Consider the following 21,531-nt stretch of genomic DNA (forward strand, 5'->3'; position numbering starts at 1 on the left):
GAAAACTCTTACAAAACTTTCTTCTTAAAGATGATACGAACAAAAATAATTACCTTTACTTTACCAGTGTTTGCGGGAAAAAACAACTGTTATACGAAAACTTTTTTAAAAATAATTAGCGCTAACAAATTGAGGAAAATGCCTATGTCAAATGGTCTTTTTTTCTCTCTGAAAAGCTCACTTGATTTCGGCCGGACTCCTTCGCTTTATAGAGCTCTTGATCAGCTATAATCGGTAATTGCTTGATGTCTGCACCAGTTCCATGAGAATAAGCACATCCAATTGATACTGTAGTGTGAATGGACAGACCGTTTTTTAAATAAATCGGCTGATCTGCTATTTTTTTTCGTAAGCGTTCTGCAATCTGCCATGTTTTTTCAATTGTACAGTTTGGTAGAAGGACAGCGAATTCTTCACCGCCAATCCGCCCAATATAATCAGAGCTTCTTGTGTTTTTAATCAGCCTTGTACCAATTTCTTTTAAAACGATATCTCCCTCATGATGCCCATATTGATCATTAATGGTTTTGAAGTAATCGATGTCTAGGTAAATAAGGGACATTTGATGGATAGGCTGCTTCAACTTCTTAGTAAAAGCATCACTTAATACCTCATCGAACTTCCGTTTATTTAAAACACCTGTTAAAAAGTCATAATGAGCTTGGAATTTATACAAATTTAACAGCTGATATGCTTTTGTTTGATGCTCAATGACATAAAAGTTAAACAATCCAGCAATATATGAGAAAATCCAATAAGTAGAATGAAGTTGAAATGATGTCTCATGCACGACCATGATAAACAGGCTTGTGGCCATCACATTACCAATCGTAAGGGATAACAGCATTTTCACAACATGATTCATATGACGCTCTGCAATCAAAAAAGAAGAGGTTGCGATAAACATCATGGAAAAAATATTGATGGAAGAAGCGATGTTGGCTTCAATTAATAACCGGCCAATGATGACAACAAAGGCTGCAATCATTGTTTGGGCGATGCCCCCATAAAAGGCCGTTAAAATAAGGGGAATATGTCTTAAATCGATGATCGCTGGTCCTGTTTTAATAGAGAAGAACATTAAAAGGACACCGAGTAACCCAGAAAGCATGCCTTTGCATAGTTGTCTGAGCAAGGTATCTTCTTTCTTCAGAAAATTCTCTTTAAACACAAGCATAAATAAATAATGGAAAGTAACAAGAATTGTTAAATTAATAAAGAGGTCTCTTAGCAAAATAGAATCACCTTTTTAAAATTACTAAAATTTGTTGCAAAAGAAAAGGGGAAAAAGGATAATTAATAAAAATTTTAATGATGAGGAATTGAAGAATATGCGAGGAAAACGCTTTCCAGATCAAACGGACTGGCTTTCTTTTTTTGAAAAAATGCCAGATGCCGGATTTGAAAAAGAAATGCCGGTTGAATATCAAGATTTGACGTTTCGATTCGAGAATCAGGAGGAGCGATTTGTTGTGGACATGTCGCTTGCTATGCGGGAATTTACCTTAAAGGTCGTTCGAAAAAAGACCGAATCCGTTTTAGGCATATATGATTTTAAAACTGTGCAGCATGTAGAGATAAAAAAAGATCGAAAGGAAGAAAAGGAGCTTTTGCTGATATTAGAGCATCATGACGACTTCCTCACAACAATCGAAATCTCATTTTTACCTTCCTTTTGTATCATGGTCAAAGAACATTTTTCTGGAGAATAAACAGGAGCCTCTCTTTATGAAGGCTCCTGTTTTATTATTTGTGTTCGATGTCATTGATAACTTGCTGGATTGATTCATCATCCATCACATTCATCACATTTTCATCAATGTGAAGAGATTGCGCATAAGACTCTCTTGGCTGATGGGTTCTTGTTGGTGATTGGTGCTGGTTTGTTTGATTTGGCTGGACAGCTGTGAATGCTTGCTTGATCATTTGTCCAACTTCACCTGTTCCTTTTGATTCTTTATGTGAGTGGGACTCATGGCGAGATGAGTTTTGGTCCTGATGGCTTGCGCCTTTCATCATTGAAGACATATTCATTTGTGTCATGCTTTTCAGCCTTCTTCGTAAAACCGGGGAGAATAATGCAATGATAGCTGTTGATACTGCGATCATTGCGCCAGTGCTCATACCTTTTCTTTTTTTAAACAAACGAATCCCTCCATTTGGTCGTGATGATTCTTCATCATGTTTAGGATGACCAAACCCAGCTGAATTATGAATTCATTTTACGAAAACAGAGGATGTGTGCATAAAAAGCCGACTGGATGAAAAACCTATGAGCAAAAGGAGGGAATAATTGATGAATAAGAAATGGATGCTATCTTTACTGCTCGTGCCAACATTAATCACCGCTGGGTGTGGAATGAACAATCAAGGCGATGAGCGTAGAGGAACAATGAAAAGGCAATATGAAAATGTCACATATAAGAATGACAACATGAGACAGGATCAGCCAGATGTTCAAACACCTCAGAAGGTCAAAGTGGCAGATAAGGCGTCAGAACTTGTAGCGAATATGCCTGAAGTGAAAACAGCGAACGTGCTTGTCACAGGAAAAAACGCATTTGTTGCCGTTGTACTTGAAGGCAATAAAAGCGGTGATGTAACGGACGATCTGAAAAAGAAAATTTCAGACAAAGTCAAATCAACGGATCAACAAATCGACAACGTGTATGTATCTGCTAATCCAGACTTTGTCGATCGTATGAAAGGTTACGGAAAACGTATTAAAAGCGGAGAGCCAATTTCAGGATTCTTCGATGAATTTACTGAAACGGTTAGACGTGTCTTCCCTGAATCAAAATAGCTACGACAAAAGCCGTATGTCATATGCGGCTTTTTTGTTTGGAACCGCACCTCGCGCACCTGACTGCATAAAGTAAAAAATATATCACCTCTTGTTGATCTTTGTTTCTTCATAGAAAGAGAAAGAGGGTGCAGGATGAATTCAGGTGGGGAGCAAATGAAAGCCAAGCCGTCATTGATTCATAAAAAACTTGTAGGCGGAATGATTGCAGCAGGTCTGATTTTTTATGCTTTCACCGCGTACTTGATTTATGTTGCGTTTCAGCTGACAGGACAATATTTAGAGCAGCAGTCTTCTCCTAAATCGATTATAACGGAGGGACTCAATAAGCAAGTCTATGAACATATTCGAATCTACTATGCAGAGGAAGAGGAAGCTTTTGTTGATCTGACAATAGAGGCCATGAAACAGGCAGAGAAAAGGACAGCGTCAGTGTTTCAATTTGAAGCTGACAGACCTTTAGACGTTATCTATTTTGATGATAAAGAGTCGATCGAACAAATGGCGGGGATCAAGCATATTACCGGATTTTACTCTGATCATGATCAAATGATTGGCTTATATCCAGATAAACGGGAAGCATTATTGAAGAAAGAGACACTGCCTTTATACTTTTTCAATACGTTGTTTATTCATGAGTATGCTCATTTTGTTTTCTATGAAAAGGTCCATTCATATGAAGTGTCTCCAGGAATGTTTCCGCTTTGGTTCCACGAAGGAACAGCAGAATGGACGGCCTATGACGTGTTAAATGCTACGTCTGAACGCTTCGACGTGATTCCTTTTCAATCTCTTCATTCTGATCAAGACTGGCAGAATTCCCGTGTGACGTATGAGACAGATGTCTATTTACAAAGCTATTATATGATCTATGAGCTGGTGCAGCTTTACGGACGAGACGTCATACATGAAATCATAGAGGAAACTGCGAAAACGGGCCAATTTGCTAGCGGCTTTGAACAGGCGACGGGGAAGAGGCTCACAGATTTTGAAGATCAGTTTAAAGTCATGTATCAAAGAAAAAACGGCTGACCAAAGAAGGGGGTCAGCCGTTTTTTTAATGAAGAGGCTTTTGTTGATCGGCCTTGCTAGGAGGCATTTGAACCTGCCCCTGAAGCGGTGCAAAAGCTGACGTCATGGCTGTCATGTCTTGTTTGGAAAGCTGAGGAACTTGATAGTAGCCATGCTTGTTTTGATACAAGAAAATTTCATACGCCATTTCGATAAAGTTCGGAATCTGCGCAGCAAGCACACGTCTGACAACAGGGTTTGTTACTTCTAATGCTGACATTGAAAGTAACCCAGCGTGTGATTTGACTAGGCTGAGCATGTGTCCTGTGATGCCTAAGTCTTTTACATCCTGTAATGACTGATTCGGCTTCTTCGGCTGAGAAGGTTTGATTCCGTATGTCACTTGTGTGTGTTCTTTCATCATATAAGTAGCGGTTTCTTCACTAGGCTTTTGACCGGTAGAAAAACAATCTACAGTGACATTGTACTGGGATAAAACGAATTGATATTGTCGATCCAGGATGTCGGATAATGCAGGATCTTGAATAAATTGCCGGAAGATCATATATTGATCCAAAATATTAATCGTGCCGGCTAAAATTTCATGTAAATCGAATAACTCATGCCCGCCATGGTTGAGTTCAGGCTGCTGAGCGCTTCCTTGAAACATTGGCTGCTGATCGTTTTGCATTGAAATTCCTCCTTCTGTTTATACAATCTGTTTTAATGTGAGGATGTTTTCACGTTTTCATGCAAAAAACATTATTTACAATTAGAGGGTTTTCTTTCTTTTTGTCGAAAAAAAGTATCAGACGAATGAACATGGGGGTACCAGATGCAGGACAAAATCATTAATCGTTTGATAGAAGACGAACATGTGCAGACACCAGTGATCGGCATCGGTGTTTCGCCGTTTGAACAGCATCATCTTGAGGCTTTTTTTCAATCATTACCACATGAATTAAATGCCTCTTTTATTGTTGTGCAAAATCATGTGACAGGCGATTGTATAACAGATTTGGAAGCACTTGTTTTACCGATTGGCTACCGGGCAAAAACGATTATACATGGTGAGAAAGTCATGAAGAAGACGATCTATTTTTGTCCGCAGCATGCAGCAGTGACGTTAACGGAAGATCACCGGCTTCATGTGTCTGAGCAGCTGCCAACAAACAAGACATGCTCTGTCAACTCGCTTTTTAAGTCACTTGCCAGTGTTCAAAAGGAAGAGGCGTTTGCGATCTTCTTTCAAAAAGGCCATTGTGTGGGGAGTGGATTGCTGCAGTTGGTTGAGCAAGGCGGTACAGCCTTATCGTGCAGTGAGGTAGAGAGTGGTTTTGACAGTATGTATCATCACACATTCAAAAATCCAGCCACCCTTGCGGCATATATGACCAATATCATCAATGTTCCGCATACTGATGAGATGGATCCAGCTTTACTAAGAATCATTGAACGTCTTGAAATGTATAAAGGGATTGCCTTTTCAGCCTATGAGAAGAAAAGGCTGCTTTCTGTCATTCAAAAGCGTATGCGCACTGCAAACGAGCCGATGTCATTATTATCAGAGTACGATCGTTTATTAGAAAGAGAACCAGATGAGCTTGATCGCCTGCACGCTCAGCTCCTAAGCGGCACGACTACTTTCTTTAGAGATACGGAGGCTTTGCGAGTATGTGAACAGAAGGTGATACCGTCAATCATTGACCATTCAATGAACAACGGGAAATCTCGATGCCGAATTTGGATTGCGGGATGTTCGACAGGGGAAGAAGCTTATTCTTTTACAATTTTATTTTTAGAAGAAATGAAGCGAAGAGATGTGTCCATTGAACTTCAAGTCTTTGCGACAGATATCAACCGAAAAGCCATTCAAATAGCTAGTAAAGGTCTTTATTCGAGAGAATCTATGGCAAGCATACCGGAAAAATGGCGGGCGCGATATTTCGAAAAGAAAGGTGACGCTTTTATTGTGAAGCAGTCGCTTAGAAAACATATTGTTTTTGCTCCTCACAATTTATTGATTGATTCACCTTTTATCCACCTCGATTTTATCAGTTGCCGAAATGTTCTGATGTACTTTGAGCCAGAAGTGCAAAAACGAGTATTATCCCGATTCCAATATGCTTTAAAAGATCAAGGAGTGTTGATTTTAGGGCCAAATGAAACGATCTCCAATATCCCTCGATTGTTTCAATTGTTCAATGAGAAGTGGAACATTTACACCTATTCCAACGTTCCTGCACCTAGTGTCCCTTGGGTACATGACGCTCGTGATGCCGAGTTAAAAAAGCGAGCTGCACAATATATGAAGGATGTAAGCGAGGATTATGATGCATGTATAGTCATTAATGATTGTAACAAAATCCTGGCGATGTCAAATGGGGCCTATTCCTTCTTAGACCATGTAGAAGTGTCAGATCAATCATGTGAATATGTAACACCTGAATATTTGAAAGAGATGTTAAGCCAAACCTTTCAAAAGGTGTGGACTGACGAGACAGAGGTTGTGTTTCAGCATGTTCTCATTTCGGAAAAAGGAAAAAAGCAGTATGCGGATTTTACTGTAAAGAGTTTTGATCGCCGTTTTAAAGGAGTATACGTCATTCTCATTCGAATGAATGAGAGAGGGAAAAATCAAAAGAACAGCAGGGAAAATGGGATGCCAGATCAGAATTCAGTCTATCAACAGCGTATTGTCGACTTAGAAAATGAACTAAATGAAGTCAAACAAAAAGAGCAGGAGGCAAGGGCTCAATTAAAAGCGAAAAACACGCAAATAGCGGAGCTTGAGAAAAAACACGATCATTTTATTAATATCATAAACAACTTAAGGGTAACAAGGGAAGAACTGTATAGACCTTCTGTCAAGCCGGAGCTTACGACGTTGTTTGTGGACCGAGACATGAATATTCGCTACTACACTCCTACAGCTGCCTCTTTATTTACTTCAGCTCAAATAAGGCACCAGCAATCCTTTCAATCGATGGCTAAGAAACTTACGCAGGAAACGCTCTATCATGACATACAATCCGTTATCTCGGACAAGCGCGTCATCGAACGAGAAATTGAAACGAATGAAGGAGAACAATTCACCGTTCACATCACACCTATCCTTGACCAAGATCATGAGGGAGCGGTGATGACGTGGATTAAAATGACGGAAATGACAAAAATGAAACAGTCACTTCATCTAGCGGTAACAGCACTGGATAATAGCCATATCCATATTGTTGTTGCAACTGAGGAAGGGGTCATCCAATGCGTGAATCAGCGTTTTTGCCAGTTTGTGCAGCAGCATGAATATGACCTGATCGGCAAAGATATCTTTTCTGTCTATCATTCGCTGTGTCAATGTGATGATTTAGAAAAGCAATGGGACGTTTGTTTAAAAGAAGGCAGCTGGACAGGTGAGCTGTACTTTCAGGATTTATCAGGTCGTGAACGATGGGAGAGGGTCTCTTTACATCGAATTGATGATCCTGACAAAATGCAGTCTACCGTGATGCGGATTTCAGAGGACATTACGAATCAAAAGCAGTCAGAGAAGATGCTGATGAAGTCAGAGATGCTTTCCGCAGTAGGTCAGCTTGCAGCCGGCATCGCCCATGAGATAAGGAACCCGCTGACGTCGTTAAAGGGATTTTTACAGCTGATGATTCAAAGTAAGAAATATCAGAAGGATTATGCAGATGTGATGATGTCTGAATTTAATCGACTTGAAGCCATTATTAATGAATTCCTTGTGCTCTCTAGAAGCAAATCGGTGAAATTTGAGCCGGTACAAGTCAATCTTCTGCTCGAAGAAGTGATCATGGTCGTTGAATCACAGGCGGTTTTAAAAGGCGTGTCTATTCAAAAGAATTTGTCTCCGTCGCTGCCAAACATTCAAGGTATACCGAATGAGCTGAAACAAGTTTTCTTAAACATTCTTAAAAACGGTATTGAAGCGATGGATGGTGTGACAGGTGTTATTCAGGTCACATCCGTATTGGAACATAATCAGATGATGCTGATCTTTGAAGACCAAGGTAAGGGCATACCAGAAGACGAAATAGGGAAACTGGGTGAACCTTTTTATACAACGAAGGAAAAAGGGACTGGCCTTGGTTTAATGATGACGATTAAAATCATTGAAAGCCATGGCGGCAGCATTCGTTTTGAAAGCAAAAGCTTTGAGGGGACACGGGTGATTATTACGTTTCCAATGAGCTAGCAGACATAAGATTTACAAGAAATCCATCTACCATCAATATTTACTTAGTACACTATGAGAGATGAAGCTCGGAAGGGGAGAGGTCTAATGAAACGTGTTCGATCCATTCGAATGATCTGCTGTTTGGTTTTGGTGATCTTTAGTCTGCAAACTTTACTGCCTGGCGTGATCACAGCAGAACAAGCCAGTGCGTCTGAAAAGAAGGAAACGGTATGGAACCAAAAGAAGCCAATGAAAATCAAGAAAGCCCGTCAGCTAATCGGAGAGACAGTGACAGTGAGCGGAATTGTGACAGCAGATCAATCTGCTATAGGCAATGGGAAACTGTCAACGTACATTCAAGACAAATCAGCTGGAATCAATATATATTCAGCACAGCCTGACAACTTCCCAGAACTAAAAGCGGGCATGAAGGTGACAGTATCGGGGAAGATCACGTCTTATAAAGGACTGATTGAAATTGTGCCGGATCGAGACCGCCTGAAGATCGATGGTGTGAATCAAGCCTTGCCAAAGCCGAAGCGAGTCTCCGTGAAACAACTAGAAACGGATCAGGCACGTAAACATGAAGGAAAACTTGTGAAGGTCAAGGGCTATGTTGAATCAAAACCAGAGCAGCCGGCTGGCGGTGGATACAATGTGGTGATCATTGATAAAAAATATCACAGCACCACCCTTAGAGTGATGGTGGATACAAGTGCCATTGATGAAGTGAAGACAGGGAAATGGTATGAGTTTACAGGAGTGTTAAGCAGGTATGATACGCTGCAGGTGCTTCCACGACACAAGGGTGATGTCAGCCTGCTGAAACGCCAGCCAAAGCCGCCAAAAATCAAGAAAGAATACGAGGCAACGGTTGACCGGGTGGTGGATGGAGATACGATTCATTTAAAGAAGCCTGTGCTTGGTACAACAAAGGTGCGCTTTGTGAATATGGACACGCCGGAAACGTACCATAAGCCCAAAAATGAATTAGATCAAAATCAGCTGCGTTTTGGACAGAAGGCGGCGGACTATTTAAACACACTTCTTTCAAGCGGAGATAAAGTCACATTAAAGATTGGTCCAGAAGCGAAGGACGGCTATGGACGTCTTTTAGCTCAAGTGAAAACCAAAAAAGGGGTCAATACGAATTTAGAGCTTGTGAAAAAAGGATATGCTCCTACGTATTTCATCTGGCCGGTTGGAGTTGAAAAGGACTATCAGACGTTCCAAAAAGCTGTCAAAGAGGCGAAAGAAAAAGGGCTTGGCATTTGGAATGAAGCAGATCCGCTGCTGGAACAGCCGTTTGAATTTAGAGCACGTGAACAGAAAAAAGGACTGACACGCTACGTCGGTGATTCATCAGCGAAAACGTACGTATCGCCTGACAGCTGGAAAGAAATCGCTGTAGATAAACGCATCTTTTTTGCTTCAAAAGAAGAAGCAGAACAGGCTGGCTATCAGCCGGAAGAAGGAACTGGGGAAGTCCCATTAACCATTTTAAGCATGAATGATTTACACGGGAAAATTGATCAACAATACGAACTGGATCTGAAAGGTGATGGCAATAAAGGAACGTACGGACGGATGGATTATGTGGCGGCTTATATGAAACAAAAACAAGCAGCAAACAAAAATACGATCACAGTCCATGCTGGAGATATGATTGGCGGCAGCTCTCCAATATCTTCTCTTCTGCAAGATGAACCAACGGTTGAACTCATGGAGAACATTGGCTTTGATGTTGGCACGGTCGGCAACCATGAATTTGATGAAGGGGTGGACGAGCTATTACGGATCATAAATGGCGGAGAACATCCTAAAGGCACAAAGGGATATGACGGACAGAATTTTCCGCTCGTTTGTGCAAACTGTGAATACAAGGATACAGGTAAACCACTTTTACCTGCATATGAAATAATGGATGTCGAAGGAATCCCTGTAGCATTTATCGGTGTTGTGACAAAATCAGCCGCAGGAATGGTCATGCCAGAAGGAATTAAAGACATTCAGTTTACAGATGAAGTTAAAGCAGTAAATGAAGCCGCGAAGGAATTAAAACAAAAAGGGATCAAGGCCATTGCGGTTTTAGCTCATATGACAGCCTCGCAAAATGGAGATACCATCACTGGAGAGAGTGCGAAGCTTGCCAAAGAAGGCGATGATGAAATTGATGTCATCTTTGCAGGGCATAATCACGAAGTCGTAAACGGAGAGGTCAATGGGAAATTAATTGTTCAAGCCTTTGAATATGGGAAGGCCATTGGCGAAGTCAATGTAACACTTGACCGCAAAACAAAGAATATTGTCAAAAAGAGTGCGAATATCCAGTATGTTGACCAGTCTGGTATTGAAAAGGACAAGGAAGCAGCCGGCATCTTGGCTCATTACGGGAAAGAAGTTGAGCCGATTATTATTGAGGTAGTTGGAGAAGCTGGTGTCAAAATGGAAGGCGGCTATTCAAATGATGGAGACACGCCGCTCGGTAATTTGATTGCCGATGGTATGAGATATTCTATGAAAAGTGATTTTGCCATGATGAATGGCGGCGGGATCAGGCAAAACCTTGAAAAAGGGCCGATTACGTGGGGAGATCTGTTTAATATTCAGCCCTTTGGCAACGTTTTAGTTAAACTTGAGATTAAGGGGAAAGACTTGGCTGAGATCATTGAAGCGCAAATTTCTCCTCAATTTGGACCAGATTATAGCATTTCGGGCTTTTCATATTCCTATGATCCGGTAACATATAAAGTAGTCGACTTAAAGCTTCCAGATGGTTCAGCCGTTGCGCTCGATCAAACGTATACACTCACGGTGAATAATTTTATGGCAACTGCAACTGGCAGTAAATATGCACCGATAGGACGGCTGGGGAAAAATCCTGAAACAGGTCCAGAGGATTTAGAAGCCACTGTCGCTTTTGTGAAGAGCTTTGAAGGAGCTTCCATTGTGTATCAAAAAGAGGGACGCATTCAAAAAGCAAAACAAGAAGAAAAAGCAGCAAGCTAAAGACCGTATCATCTAAGAGAAATGTAACAGGTAAAGGAGTTTAAGCATGAAAAAGTGGCTTGCACTTACTGTGATGACAGCAGGAATTGTCTTGCTCGGCTGGGGAATTTGGCAAATCGCCTCTACGCACCTTCAAACGGCACAATCATTAGAAGATGCAAAGAAAGCGGTAGCGGACGATCAAGGGATGTCAAAGAAGCAGTTTTCTCCTGGTGTGGGGAAAGCCTCTGGCATCCTGACGATTCCGAAATTAAAAGCAGACCTTCCCATTGTCGAAGGGACAGATGCGGATGATCTTGCCAAAGGAGTCGGGCATTACAAAGGCAGTTATTACCCAGATCAGAAGGGACAAATCGTCCTATCTGGCCATCGTGACACGGTGTTTCGCCGAACAGGTGAACTGAATATTGGGGATCAGCTGAAAATCACTGTGCCGTATGGTGAGTTTGTTTATGAAATCACACATACGAAAATCGTGGATCAGCATGATACTTCCATTATTACTTTGCAGAATAAAAAGGAAGAGCTGGTGTTAACGACATGCTATCCATTTCATTTCGTCGGCAATGCACCAGAGCGGTATATTATTTATGCAAAAAGAGCATCTGTCTAAACAAAAAGAGCCTGCTGTTCAAATGCAGGCTCTTTTTTAATGGATGATTTCGTCCATGAGCTGGGACATATCTAGAGGAAGCGGTGCTTCTATGCTCAGGTGCTCACCTGTAAAAGGATGTGTCATGTCTACTTGTTTGGCATGGAGAGCGCATCTGTTGATATGATGACGAGCTCCGCCATAAAGTGTATCTCCGGCTAAAGGGTGCCCGAGACTGCTAAGATGGACTCGAATTTGATGTGTTCTTCCAGTCTCTAGTTGCAGCTTGACGGCTGTCATTTGCAGACGTTTATTACTGTCCATGACCTGAAAGTGAGTGACAGCACTTTGACCAGTAGGAGAGATTCTTCGTCTGACGGCATGATGCTTGTCACGGCCGATCGCTGCATCGATAGTGCCTTTCTTTTTCTTGAAAAGTCCTTCTGCGATGGCGATGTATGTTCTACGAATCGTTTTTTTAGAAAGCATTTGATCAAGCACAGCATGAGCTAACCTGTGTTTAGCAAAAATGACCGTGCCGCTTGTGTCTTGATCGAGTCTGTGAATATGTCTCACTCGCTTTTCCTCGCCATTTGCTTGAAAATGAAAGGCCACAAGGTTTGCCAGTGTGCCCGTTTGTCCCTTTTCATTTGGGTGCGTTGGTCGTCCAGCGGGCTTTTGCACAATCAATAAGTGCTCGTCCTCAAAAAGCACCTCTAATTCACCATATTCTGGCGTTACATCACTCTCTTCCGTTTCAAATAAATCGATCAAGATGTGATCGCCTGTACTAACCTTTGCCGCGTGATGGGCAGGCTTTTGATTTAAACGTATTTTTTGGTGCTCCATCCAAAAATGGATAATCGGTTTTGAGGCCGACACGGTTGTTTTTAAAAACTGACTCAGTGAAATGTCATGATGCTGCTCGCCTGCTTTTAGCGAGAGCGTGTGTCCTTTAATGTTCATGATATCCGTTCCTCTCTTTGGGTATATATAGGAAACACTTACCTTGGCGAACGCCTTTTTTTCTGTGCTATTCTGAATGGAGAAATAACGACAGAGAGGTAGATGTCACGTGAGATTAATGAAAGCTGCTACAGACCTGCAGGAGCAGGCAATTGAAGAAATATCAAAGGATGTTGAAGATCTTCTATCCCATCCTGTCGATGAAGACCCAGCTGCGCGTCAAAAAGAACGCCCGCTAACCTTTGTTGAAGGGGTTTATAACGGAACGATGGACGATGCTTTTCGTATTTTATCGGGACTTCAGCTATTACATACCATTATTGTAAAACCTAAACGCCATATTACAAAGTGTGATCGTGAGCTATTCGAGCGAAACCGTGAGCAGGTCAATGCATGCGGCTTTTCTTTTCCGTTTGATTTAGACGATTTTGCCAGCCGCCGCCTTCAAAATGCGTAAAAGTTGGTGTGAACTTCCTTGTTAACTTACAAGGCTGCCGCACATACTATTTTTAAGGGAACGGAGAAACCTTTAGATCTGTAATACCAAACCCGCTCTTTTTCAACATTGCCTATTTCTCCACGAATCGGAGCGCTTGGACCTCTTGCAGAATGAACCGAACACGGGTAGGAGCCTGACAAAATGGTACAGGCTCCTTTTATACATAATTATTTTAGCAGACATTCATCTTTGAAAGTCAATTTTATTCACGATATGATAGCATTGAGTATCATATTAAAGACTTTCGTAAAAAAAGGGAGTGGCCTCGTTGGTAAAGGCGATTATATTTGATTTTGACGGATTAATTTTAGATACAGAAACACATGAATATGAAGTATTACAAGAAATGTTTGCGGAGCATGAGTCAGAGCTGCCTCTTTCCGTTTGGGGCAACGTCATCGGGACGCAGGCAGGCTTTAAGCCGTTTGAATACTTGGAAAAACAGCTAGGAAAGACGCTCGATCATGAGGCACTCACAGCGGACCGGCGTTCTCGTTTTCAAAAGAGAATAAAGGATGAATCAGCACGACCTGGCGTAGAAGCTTATTTACAGGCAGCGAAGGAGCTTGGGATCAAGATTGGACTTGCTTCCAGCTCAGACTATAAATGGGTGTCTGATCACCTGAAGCAAATTGGTCTTTTTGATTACTTTGAATGTATCCGTACGTCAGATGATGTGGAAGAAGTCAAACCTCATCCAGAGCTTTATTTGCAAACCGCAAGCTGCTTAGGTGTAGAGCCAAAGGATTGTGTGGCTTTTGAGGATTCAGTGAATGGATCAGTGGCTGCCAAACGGGCAGGCATGAAATGCGTCATCGTCCCAAATAAAGTGACGAGCACGCTGCAATTTGAAGAATACGATGTGAGATTAGAATCCATGGCTGAAATCGAATTGCTCCAGCTATTCCATCAGCTTGAAAAAGAGGATCAGTAAGGGGGCAAAAACATCATGGCAGAAAAACTCGATTTAACGCGGTTTGAAAAAAGAATGGTGATCCGTAATATCCGGGAAGAAGATATTGACCGAATCATTGCCTTACAAGAGGTATGCTTTCCGGGCATGGACCCTTGGAAACGAGAGCATCTTGAAAGCCATCTTGAACATTTCCCAGAAGGGCAGTTTTGTGCTGAATTTGAGGGAGAAATCATTGGCTCTTGTTCAAGTTTATTAATTAACTTTGATGAATACGATGACCGTCATACTTGGCAGGACATCACAGATGATGGGTACATTACAAACCATAATCCAGATGGGATGAATATGTACGGAATTGAGGTTATGGTTAGTCCTGAGTACCGCCGCATGAAAATTGGCCATCGTTTATATGAAGCAAGAAAAGACTTAGCAAGAAGATTAAATTTGAAAAGTATCATTATTGGGGGACGCATCCCGAATTATCATAAATACCAAGAGGAAATGACGCCTCGTCAATATGTGGAGCAGGTCATGCTTCACCAAATTTATGATCCTGTTTTATCTTTTCAGCTGTTAAATGAATTCAGCCTGATGCGGATTAATCCGAATTATTTGCCGGATGATAAGGCATCCAGCACATACGCGACGCTAATGGAATGGAACAACGTCGATTATCGTCCGCAATCAAAAAGATATTATAAATCGGCGTTCCCAGTACGTATTTGCGTCATTCAATATGCGATGAAACAAATTCATTCCTTTGAGGAATTTATGAATCAGGTGGAGTATTATGTTGATGTCGCATCAGATGCGTCAGCTGACTTTGCCGTATTCCCAGAAATTTTTACAACGCAGCTCATGTCTTATTTAGAGGAGCGCTCCCCAAGTCTTGCAGTGCAGCGTATCACGGAATATACCGAGGACTACATTAATTTGTTCACAGACCTTTCTGTGAAGTACAACATTAATATCATTGGTGGATCCCATTTCGTTGAAGAGGAAGGGAAAATCTACAATATCGCGTATTTATTTAGACGTGATGGAACGATTGAAAAGCAATATAAGCTCCATATCACACCGAATGAAAGAAAATGGTGGGGGATTTCAGCAGGTGATCAGGTTCGGGTATTTGATACGGACTGTGGTAAAATTGCGATCCAAATTTGCTACGATATTGAATTTCCTGAACTGGCTCGGATTGCAGCTGATAAAGGAGCAAAAATTATTTTTACTCCGTTCTGTACAGAAGACCGTCAAGGCTATTTAAGAGTGCGTTATTGTGCACAGGCTAGAGCGGTTGAAAACCAGATTTATACCGTCATCTCTGGAACTGTCGGAAACCTTCCGCAAACCGAAAATATGGATGTCCAATATGCACAATCAGCGATTTTTGCCCCATCTGACTTTGAATTTGCAAGAGATGGGATTGTAGGAGAGTGTAATCCGAATATAGAAATGGTTGTCGTTGGCGATGTCGATTTAGAAATTTTAAGAAGACAGCGGCAAGATGGAACGGTACGTCAGCTCAAAGACCGAAGAAGAGATGTGTACCATATTGAATATAAGAAATAATGAAAGGAAGCGCCTACCACAAGGCGCTTCTTTTTTATGACATTTTTTAAAATGACATAGCAGCTGGACGAGCTAAGGCTTTCGCTGCTACCTGTTCAAGATTCATCATATATGTATTGAAAAAATAAGCTGAAGAAGGAGGAGAGCTTATTTTTTCATGTGATAAAGGGATGCTGGAGAAAAATCTGAATATACTGAAACGAGATCATGTGTTCAAAAAGGAGAGGAAAATGGGGCGACAAGCTAAACATTTGTATATCAATTTACCGGTAAAGCATGTCAAGGAATCAAAGGCTTTTTTTGAGCAGCTGGGTTTTGACTTTCAAGAGCAGCTGACGAATGATCAGGCAGCTTGTTTGGTCATTGGTGACACCATTACGGTCATGCTGTTAACCCATAAGCATTTTCAAACCATTTCAGAGAAACAATTGGTGGATGCAAGGCAGGGTTCAGAGGTCATTGTCTCTATGCGGGTTGATTCACGAAAAGAGGTCGATGAGCTGGTGGAGCAGGCGATGGCAGCAGGCGGGTCACCGTTTAAGGAAAAGCAGGATCATGGGTTCATGTACGGTTGGAGCTTTCAGGATCTTGATGGTCATTTGTGGGAAGTGTTCTATTTGGATGAGGAGAGAAGCAGCCTTTCATAAGGGCGCTTCAGCGTGTAGACAAACCCTCGCATTCGGTGTCAGGCCTGCGCTCCGATGCTCACGAATGTCAAATTCGCTCCGCTTCGGTACTCGTCCTTTCTAGACTGCAAAGGTTTTCAATCACGCTGAAAAGAAGACAAAGGGCTAAAATAAAGAACATTTTAGCCCTTTGTCAATAATCAGAAGCGGCCTATCATAAGGGTGCTTCTTTTTTATTGTTTAACAGTGGTATGATTATGAGGAAACAAAAAATAGGAATTCATCTAGAGAAAAGTAGGTGCAGCATGGAGTTTTTACTTGTCTTACTGCCAGTGTTCGGTATTTTCCTTATCGGGTATATTGGGCAGAAGGCCATTGGTTTTGACATACATACGCTCTCATCAATGTCTTTATATTTAATGTCACCATTTCTTGCGTTTGAAACCTTTTATCAAAACAAAGTGTCGATGGACTATGTGTACCTATCTATTTTTGTCGTCGGACTTTGTCTTTCACTTGTTTTATGTGTCTTTATTTTATCTCGTATTTATGGTTATTCGAAGGAAATGTATTGTGCTATGATTCTGTCGTCAGCATTTATGAACAATGGGAATTACGGCACGCCTGTTGTCCTGCTTGTCTTCGGAGCAGCTGGTTTAGATATTGCCATCGTTTTAATGGTGCTTCAGCAGCTTGTCATGAGTACGATCGGTATGTATTATGCAGCAAAGGGCGGAGAGGATGCAGGGGATGGAAAGGTCGTGCTGAAAAAAGTGCTGCGTATGCCGGTTGCATATGGGGCACTCCTCGGTCTATTATTTCAGCTAATGGATCTTTCACTACCTAAAGAGGTGATGACGGGTGTCCAGCTTGTGGGAGATGCCGCCATACCGACGATTATGCTTATTTTAGGTATGCAGCTCGCCGTCATTTCTTTTAAGCAAGTGGATTATCGCAACATTTCTTATGCTGTATTGCTGAAGCTGTTTATCTCACCACTCATCGCATTTGGCTTTACACTTATTTTACCGGTAGATGATCTAGTGAAACAAATTATGATCTTAGTTGCAGCCATGCCGACAGCAGCAAATACTACGCTCATGGCTGTACAATTTCGAACGAAGCCTGAATTTGTCTCAAGCACGACATTTCTCAGTACCGTTTTAAGCATCGTGACATTACCAGTTTTATTATGGATTTTATCTATGCACCCTCTGGGATAGGGGATAGGCGGCAAAACAAAGGGGGACATATCAATGAATGTAGATGTTCATTTTCAAGTGAGTGATGTGTTGAAAACAAAGTATTTTGCCCATGCGAAAGTGTTAGCAGGAGAAAAGGGATTGTTTCGGCAGGTCAGATGGGTTCATGTGTTAGAAGTGCCTGCTGTAGAAGATTTATTAAATGGGGGAGAGCTCATACTAACAACAGCCGCAGGCTTCCATGATCAATTGGATGTGTTTCAAGCATTTTTAAAGCAGCTGATCGATTCTGGTGCGGCAGGCTTGTGTATTGAATTTGTTCCGCTCAGATTCGATGTGCCGGAAGAACTGATTGTGTATGCAGAAGAAAGAGATTTTCCGCTGATTTTGTTTACAAAAGAAGTGAAATTCGTCAACATCACACAGCATCTCCATACGATGATGATTGAACGCCAGTATCAAATGATGGCTGATCTAGAAGCACTATCATCAAAGCTGAATGAGCTTTTGCTGACTCCCCATCCGCAGATGGATATTTTGGATCAAGTGTATCAGCACGTAAGGGGCATTCTTTTACTCATTCCTGTTCAGGGGGAGCCAATTATTGTATGTGATTCCTCCAAACAAACCGAAGAGATGGTCATGAATTATTTACAGTTTGCTTCCTTGCCAAAAGGATACGAAGTGACCAAAAAAGAAGTGCTTGCACTCAAGCAGACATTTGCAGACCTTGTGCTCATTCATCAAACAAACACACTCTCAGAATTTGAACTGCTCGTAATGGATAAAGGAGCAAATGCTCTGGCCCAGCAAACGCTAAGAGAGCTTTATACAGAAGAATTGAAGAAGACCAAAGAGAACGAATGGCTGCAAAAATGGTTCCAAGAAGAGCATACAGAAAGAGATATATTAGAGCATCTTGAAGAAACAGAAGGATTGAAAAAGCCAACCGGCTGTGTCGTGATGCTCTTTCAAAAGCATCATCAAATTGAAGAAATCGCAGGAAATCTATATTTTCTCGTATCGTGCCGCTCCATCTTTCAGCGTGCGGGTTTCCATTTGATTCCGTATGAGCATCAAGGACAAACCTTGTTTATTTTATTGAACACGAGAAAGAAAGAGGACTGGAAAGAGCGTGCAGAGAAGGCTGCAAGCGACATCAAACAATTGTATGATCGGGAGCAGCCACGCGGAACCGTGATCAATTTTGGCATCGGTCCATATTGTGAGCAGTTTCAGCATATGAGAAAAAGCTTTCAAGCAGCCAAAGAAGTGCTGCATTTAAAGAAAGTGATGCCCCAGCGGGTGGAAAGCCCATTTTATCAAGATTTGCATATGCTCCGTCTCATGCCTGTCATGCAGGAAAGCGGACTGCTTGAATGTATGGTGAAAGAGTATTTGGAGCCTGTGCTTTTATATGATAAGCAAAATAGCGGAAGACTCTATCAAACGCTGAATATCTTTTTACAGACAAACGGTTCTAAAAAGGAAACTGCAAGCCAGCTCTTTATTGTCAGGCAGACCCTTTATCATAGACTAGATAAACTGCATGCATTGCTTGGCGAGGATATGATGCAGGCCCCGAAACGACAGGCGCTTGAATTTGCGATTCTTGCATATGAATTTCTACAAGGAAATCGCCGTTAACGAGGTTTGTTAGATTTGCTAATGCACCCGAGTAGAATGTCTTATCGTTCTTTTCAATCAGTTGACGATCTGTCTAATGTAATCAGCTCGGCCCCTTTTTTATAATGAAAGTAACGGTTGGTTCTCTCTTACAGGCGGCCTAGTTTCAGTTTCATATGCCTCCCTTTTCATCCATATAATGAATGGAGAGGCAATGTGCTGCTGAACCAGTCTAAGCTTCTTTAGTGATGAAAACGGATACATGGGGGCGGGAAGATGAAAATACATGAGCAGGCTCAAAATCTTCAGGCGAAAGATGATCAGTTGATCTGGCATCATATGAAAGGGACAAACAAGGAAAATGAAAGCATGGTTATTCACGAGGCAGAAGGCGCATGGGTGACAGATATTCATGGGAATCGCTATTTAGACGGGATGTCAGGTCTTTGGTGTGTAAATGCCGGTTATGGCAGAAAAGAGCTTGCAGAAGCGGCATATAAGCAACTAAATACAATGCCTTATTATCCGCTGACGCAAAGTCATGTGCCAGCGATTCAATTGGCTGAAAAGCTAAATAAATGGCTTGGAGGGGACTATGTCATCTTCTTTTCTAACAGCGGTTCTGAAGCCAATGAAGCCGCATTTAAGATCGCCAAACAATATCATGCGCAAAAAGGAGAGAGCACAAGAACAAAGTTCATCTCCAGGTATCGATCGTATCACGGCAATACAGCAGCTGCCCTTGCCGCAACGGGGCAGGCGCAGCGTAAATATAAATATGAACCATTAGGTCAAGGCTTTATCCATGTCGCACCGCCTGATATGTATCGTCATCCTGAGGATCAAGAAACTTTGGCAAGTGCAGCGGCAATCGATCAAGCCATGACGTGGGAACTAAGTGAGACCATTGCTGGAGTTATTATGGAGCCGATCATTACAGGCGGCGGTATCTTGATGCCGCCAAAAGGGTATTTGAAGAAGGTTAAAGACATCTGTGAGGCTCATGGGGCGCTTCTCATTGTGGATGAAGTCATCTGCGGCTTTGGCCGGACAGGGAAGCGGTTTGGTTTTATGCATGAAGATGTAAAGCCGGACATCATCACAATGGCAAAAGGAATCACAAGCGGCTATTTACCTCTTTCTGCAACGTGCGTGAAACGAGAAATCTATGAAGCCTACGCAGGGGAAAATACGTATGACAGGCTGCGCCATGTGAATACATTTGGCGGACACCCTGCTTCCTGTGCGGTTGCCCTTGCGAACTTAGAGATCATGGAAAACGAGAAATTAGTAGAACGGTCTGACACGCTTGGGCAAGACATGCTTGAACGTTTGCAAGAGTTAAAAGAGCATCCATTTGTCGGTGATGTCAGAGGAAAAGGCCTGCTGTTTGGAATTGAGCTTGTCCAGGATCAACAGTCCAAAAAACCAGCTGATCCACAGGTTGTCGGTCAATTGATTGCAGAATGTAAAAAACGCGGACTGATCATTGGGAAAAATGGTGATACGGTTGCCGGCTATAATAACGTTGCCCAGCTTGCACCGCCGCTAAATATAACAGACGAAGACGCCTCATTTATTATGAACACGCTTAAAGAAAGCATGGCACAGTTATAGCAGAGAGATTTCTCTGCTTTTTTCTATGGAAAAAGCACATACGCTGCTAAGTAAAATCGGCATTGGATACACTAGGTGTATTGAAAAATAGCAGAGATTCTATTACTGTTAGGAGATGACTGAACCAATACACTTTAGAAGGAGACGGCATATGAGTTTTCATGATCAACCCATTCTACCTGCTGTTCGCAATATGAAGCAATTTGAGGAATTTTTAAAAAGTCCATTTACATATGGGGTCTTACTTGATGTCCATTTAGGCCGGCTAAAGGGCATCATGAATGAGGCAAATGCCCATCATAAAAAAATGTTTGTCCATGTCGATCTCATTCACGGGATCAAACATGATGAGTATGGAACGGAATTTATTTGTCAGGAAATGAAGCCGGCAGGAATTATTTCTACTAGGTCTTCAGTCATAGTAAAAGCCAAGCAAAAAAAGGTATATGCCATTCAGCGAATGTTTTTACTTGATACAAGTGCCATGGAAAAAAGCATGGAGTTCGTGGGGAAACATCGCCCAGATTTTATTGAAGTATTGCCAGGGGTGGTACCCGATTTAATTACAGAAGTGCGCGAGCGAGCTGGGATTCCAATATTTGCAGGCGGGTTTATCCGTACAAAAGAAGATGTAGAAAGGGCGCTTGAAGCAGGTGCTACAGCTGTGACAACATCGAATACAGCCCTTTGGAAAGCGTTCCAAAAGTGAAAAAGATAAAATGTGAAAATTGATTGACAACGTTTTCATTCTCTGATACTATAGCACTAAGTTAATATCATGTGATGGAGAAACGGAGATCCACAACAGCGCTTTACTAGGTGACAAATGACCCTGATGTAAAGTATGTTTGTTGTGGATCTTTTTTCTTTATCTTTTTTACACATTCATAGGGG

The 21,531-nt window shown here is 41.8% G+C and carries 18 protein-coding genes; 14 read left to right on the plus strand and 4 right to left on the minus strand.

Translation table 11 applies throughout. The features are described from left to right. Nucleotides 1-142 precede the first annotated feature (142 nt). Nucleotides 143-1,234, minus strand: coding sequence for a GGDEF domain-containing protein (locus C9414_RS13080; protein WP_107163796.1), 1,092 nt, complete (start codon nucleotides 1,232-1,234; stop codon nucleotides 143-145). A 97-nt stretch (nucleotides 1,235-1,331) separates the two neighbouring features. On the opposite strand from C9414_RS13080, the gene C9414_RS13085 reads away from it, so the two are divergent. Beyond that, complete coding sequence (locus C9414_RS13085) at nucleotides 1,332-1,712, plus strand: hypothetical protein (protein ID WP_047202859.1); 381 nt, start codon at nucleotides 1,332-1,334, stop codon at nucleotides 1,710-1,712. Nucleotides 1,713-1,746: 34 nt separating this feature from the next. On the opposite strand, the gene C9414_RS13090 is transcribed toward C9414_RS13085, so the two are convergent. Next, nucleotides 1,747-2,145, minus strand: a complete 399-nt coding sequence (locus tag C9414_RS13090; protein ID WP_047202860.1) for a hypothetical protein — start codon at nucleotides 2,143-2,145, stop codon at nucleotides 1,747-1,749. A gap of 151 nt (nucleotides 2,146-2,296) precedes the next feature. On the opposite strand from C9414_RS13090, the gene C9414_RS13095 reads away from it, so the two are divergent. Both C9414_RS13095 and C9414_RS13100 read left to right on the plus strand, forming a co-directional pair. Further along, nucleotides 2,297-2,803: a YhcN/YlaJ family sporulation lipoprotein gene (locus tag C9414_RS13095; protein ID WP_047202861.1), complete on the plus strand. Its 507-nt coding sequence runs from the start codon at nucleotides 2,297-2,299 to the stop codon at nucleotides 2,801-2,803. Nucleotides 2,804-2,959: 156 nt separating this feature from the next. Next, complete coding sequence (locus tag C9414_RS13100; protein WP_107163885.1) at nucleotides 2,960-3,835, plus strand: hypothetical protein; 876 nt, start codon at nucleotides 2,960-2,962, stop codon at nucleotides 3,833-3,835. A gap of 25 nt (nucleotides 3,836-3,860) precedes the next feature. Here C9414_RS13100 and C9414_RS13105 read toward each other — a convergent pair whose 3' ends face one another. Next, nucleotides 3,861-4,505 (minus strand): spore coat protein, encoded by a 645-nt coding sequence (locus C9414_RS13105; protein ID WP_047202862.1) that lies wholly within the window; start codon nucleotides 4,503-4,505, stop codon nucleotides 3,861-3,863. A 144-nt stretch (nucleotides 4,506-4,649) separates the two neighbouring features. Here C9414_RS13105 and C9414_RS13110 point away from each other — a divergent pair, with 144 nt between their 5' ends. From C9414_RS13110 to C9414_RS13120, 3 genes are all read left to right on the plus strand, one after another. Beyond that, nucleotides 4,650-8,030: a CheR family methyltransferase gene (locus tag C9414_RS13110; RefSeq protein WP_107163797.1), complete on the plus strand. Its 3,381-nt coding sequence runs from the start codon at nucleotides 4,650-4,652 to the stop codon at nucleotides 8,028-8,030. An 87-nt stretch (nucleotides 8,031-8,117) separates the two neighbouring features. Continuing rightward, the gene (locus tag C9414_RS13115) at nucleotides 8,118-11,021 is read left to right on the plus strand and encodes a 5'-nucleotidase C-terminal domain-containing protein (protein ID WP_107163798.1); all 2,904 of its coding nucleotides are present in this window, start codon (nucleotides 8,118-8,120) and stop codon (nucleotides 11,019-11,021) included. A 46-nt stretch (nucleotides 11,022-11,067) separates the two neighbouring features. Continuing rightward, on the plus strand, nucleotides 11,068-11,634 hold the full coding sequence (locus tag C9414_RS13120; protein ID WP_075611082.1) for a class D sortase: 567 nt from the start codon (nucleotides 11,068-11,070) through the stop codon (nucleotides 11,632-11,634). Between the two features lie 36 nt (nucleotides 11,635-11,670). Here the strand turns inward: C9414_RS13120 and C9414_RS13125 are convergent, their stop codons facing one another. Next, the gene (locus C9414_RS13125; RefSeq protein ID WP_107163799.1) at nucleotides 11,671-12,579 is read right to left on the minus strand and encodes an RluA family pseudouridine synthase; all 909 of its coding nucleotides are present in this window, start codon (nucleotides 12,577-12,579) and stop codon (nucleotides 11,671-11,673) included. 109 nt (nucleotides 12,580-12,688) lie between these two features. Between C9414_RS13125 and C9414_RS13130 the strand changes: the two genes are divergently transcribed. The 8 genes from C9414_RS13130 (at nucleotide 12,689) to C9414_RS13165 (ending at nucleotide 21,346) form a co-directional block, all read left to right on the plus strand. After that, entirely contained in the window at nucleotides 12,689-13,036 is a 348-nt protein-coding gene (locus tag C9414_RS13130; RefSeq protein WP_047202867.1) for a DUF5365 family protein, read from the plus strand. 310 nt (nucleotides 13,037-13,346) lie between these two features. Further along, the gene (locus C9414_RS13135) at nucleotides 13,347-14,012 is read left to right on the plus strand and encodes an HAD family hydrolase (protein ID WP_039177430.1); all 666 of its coding nucleotides are present in this window, start codon (nucleotides 13,347-13,349) and stop codon (nucleotides 14,010-14,012) included. Nucleotides 14,013-14,027: 15 nt separating this feature from the next. Further along, nucleotides 14,028-15,566, plus strand: a complete 1,539-nt coding sequence (locus C9414_RS13140; RefSeq protein WP_012009394.1) for a bifunctional GNAT family N-acetyltransferase/carbon-nitrogen hydrolase family protein — start codon at nucleotides 14,028-14,030, stop codon at nucleotides 15,564-15,566. 230 nt (nucleotides 15,567-15,796) lie between these two features. Beyond that, complete coding sequence (locus C9414_RS13145) at nucleotides 15,797-16,213, plus strand: VOC family protein (RefSeq protein ID WP_047202910.1); 417 nt, start codon at nucleotides 15,797-15,799, stop codon at nucleotides 16,211-16,213. Nucleotides 16,214-16,497: 284 nt separating this feature from the next. Beyond that, nucleotides 16,498-17,415, plus strand: coding sequence for an AEC family transporter (locus C9414_RS13150; RefSeq protein WP_039177433.1), 918 nt, complete (start codon nucleotides 16,498-16,500; stop codon nucleotides 17,413-17,415). Nucleotides 17,416-17,448: 33 nt separating this feature from the next. Then, nucleotides 17,449-19,041 carry a PucR family transcriptional regulator gene (locus C9414_RS13155; protein WP_107163800.1) on the plus strand — a complete coding sequence of 531 codons (1,593 nt, stop codon included), beginning with the start codon at nucleotides 17,449-17,451 and terminating at the stop codon, nucleotides 19,039-19,041. 255 nt (nucleotides 19,042-19,296) lie between these two features. Continuing rightward, a complete protein-coding gene (locus C9414_RS13160) occupies nucleotides 19,297-20,637 on the plus strand; it encodes an aspartate aminotransferase family protein (protein WP_107163801.1) in 1,341 nt (446 codons plus the stop codon). 151 nt (nucleotides 20,638-20,788) lie between these two features. Continuing rightward, entirely contained in the window at nucleotides 20,789-21,346 is a 558-nt protein-coding gene (locus C9414_RS13165; RefSeq protein ID WP_024425304.1) for a glycerol-3-phosphate responsive antiterminator, read from the plus strand. Nucleotides 21,347-21,531 lie beyond the last annotated feature (185 nt).

Source organism: Bacillus sp. Nf3, assembly GCF_003028545.1.
Lineage (GTDB): Bacteria > Bacillota > Bacilli > Bacillales > Bacillaceae > Bacillus > Bacillus safensis.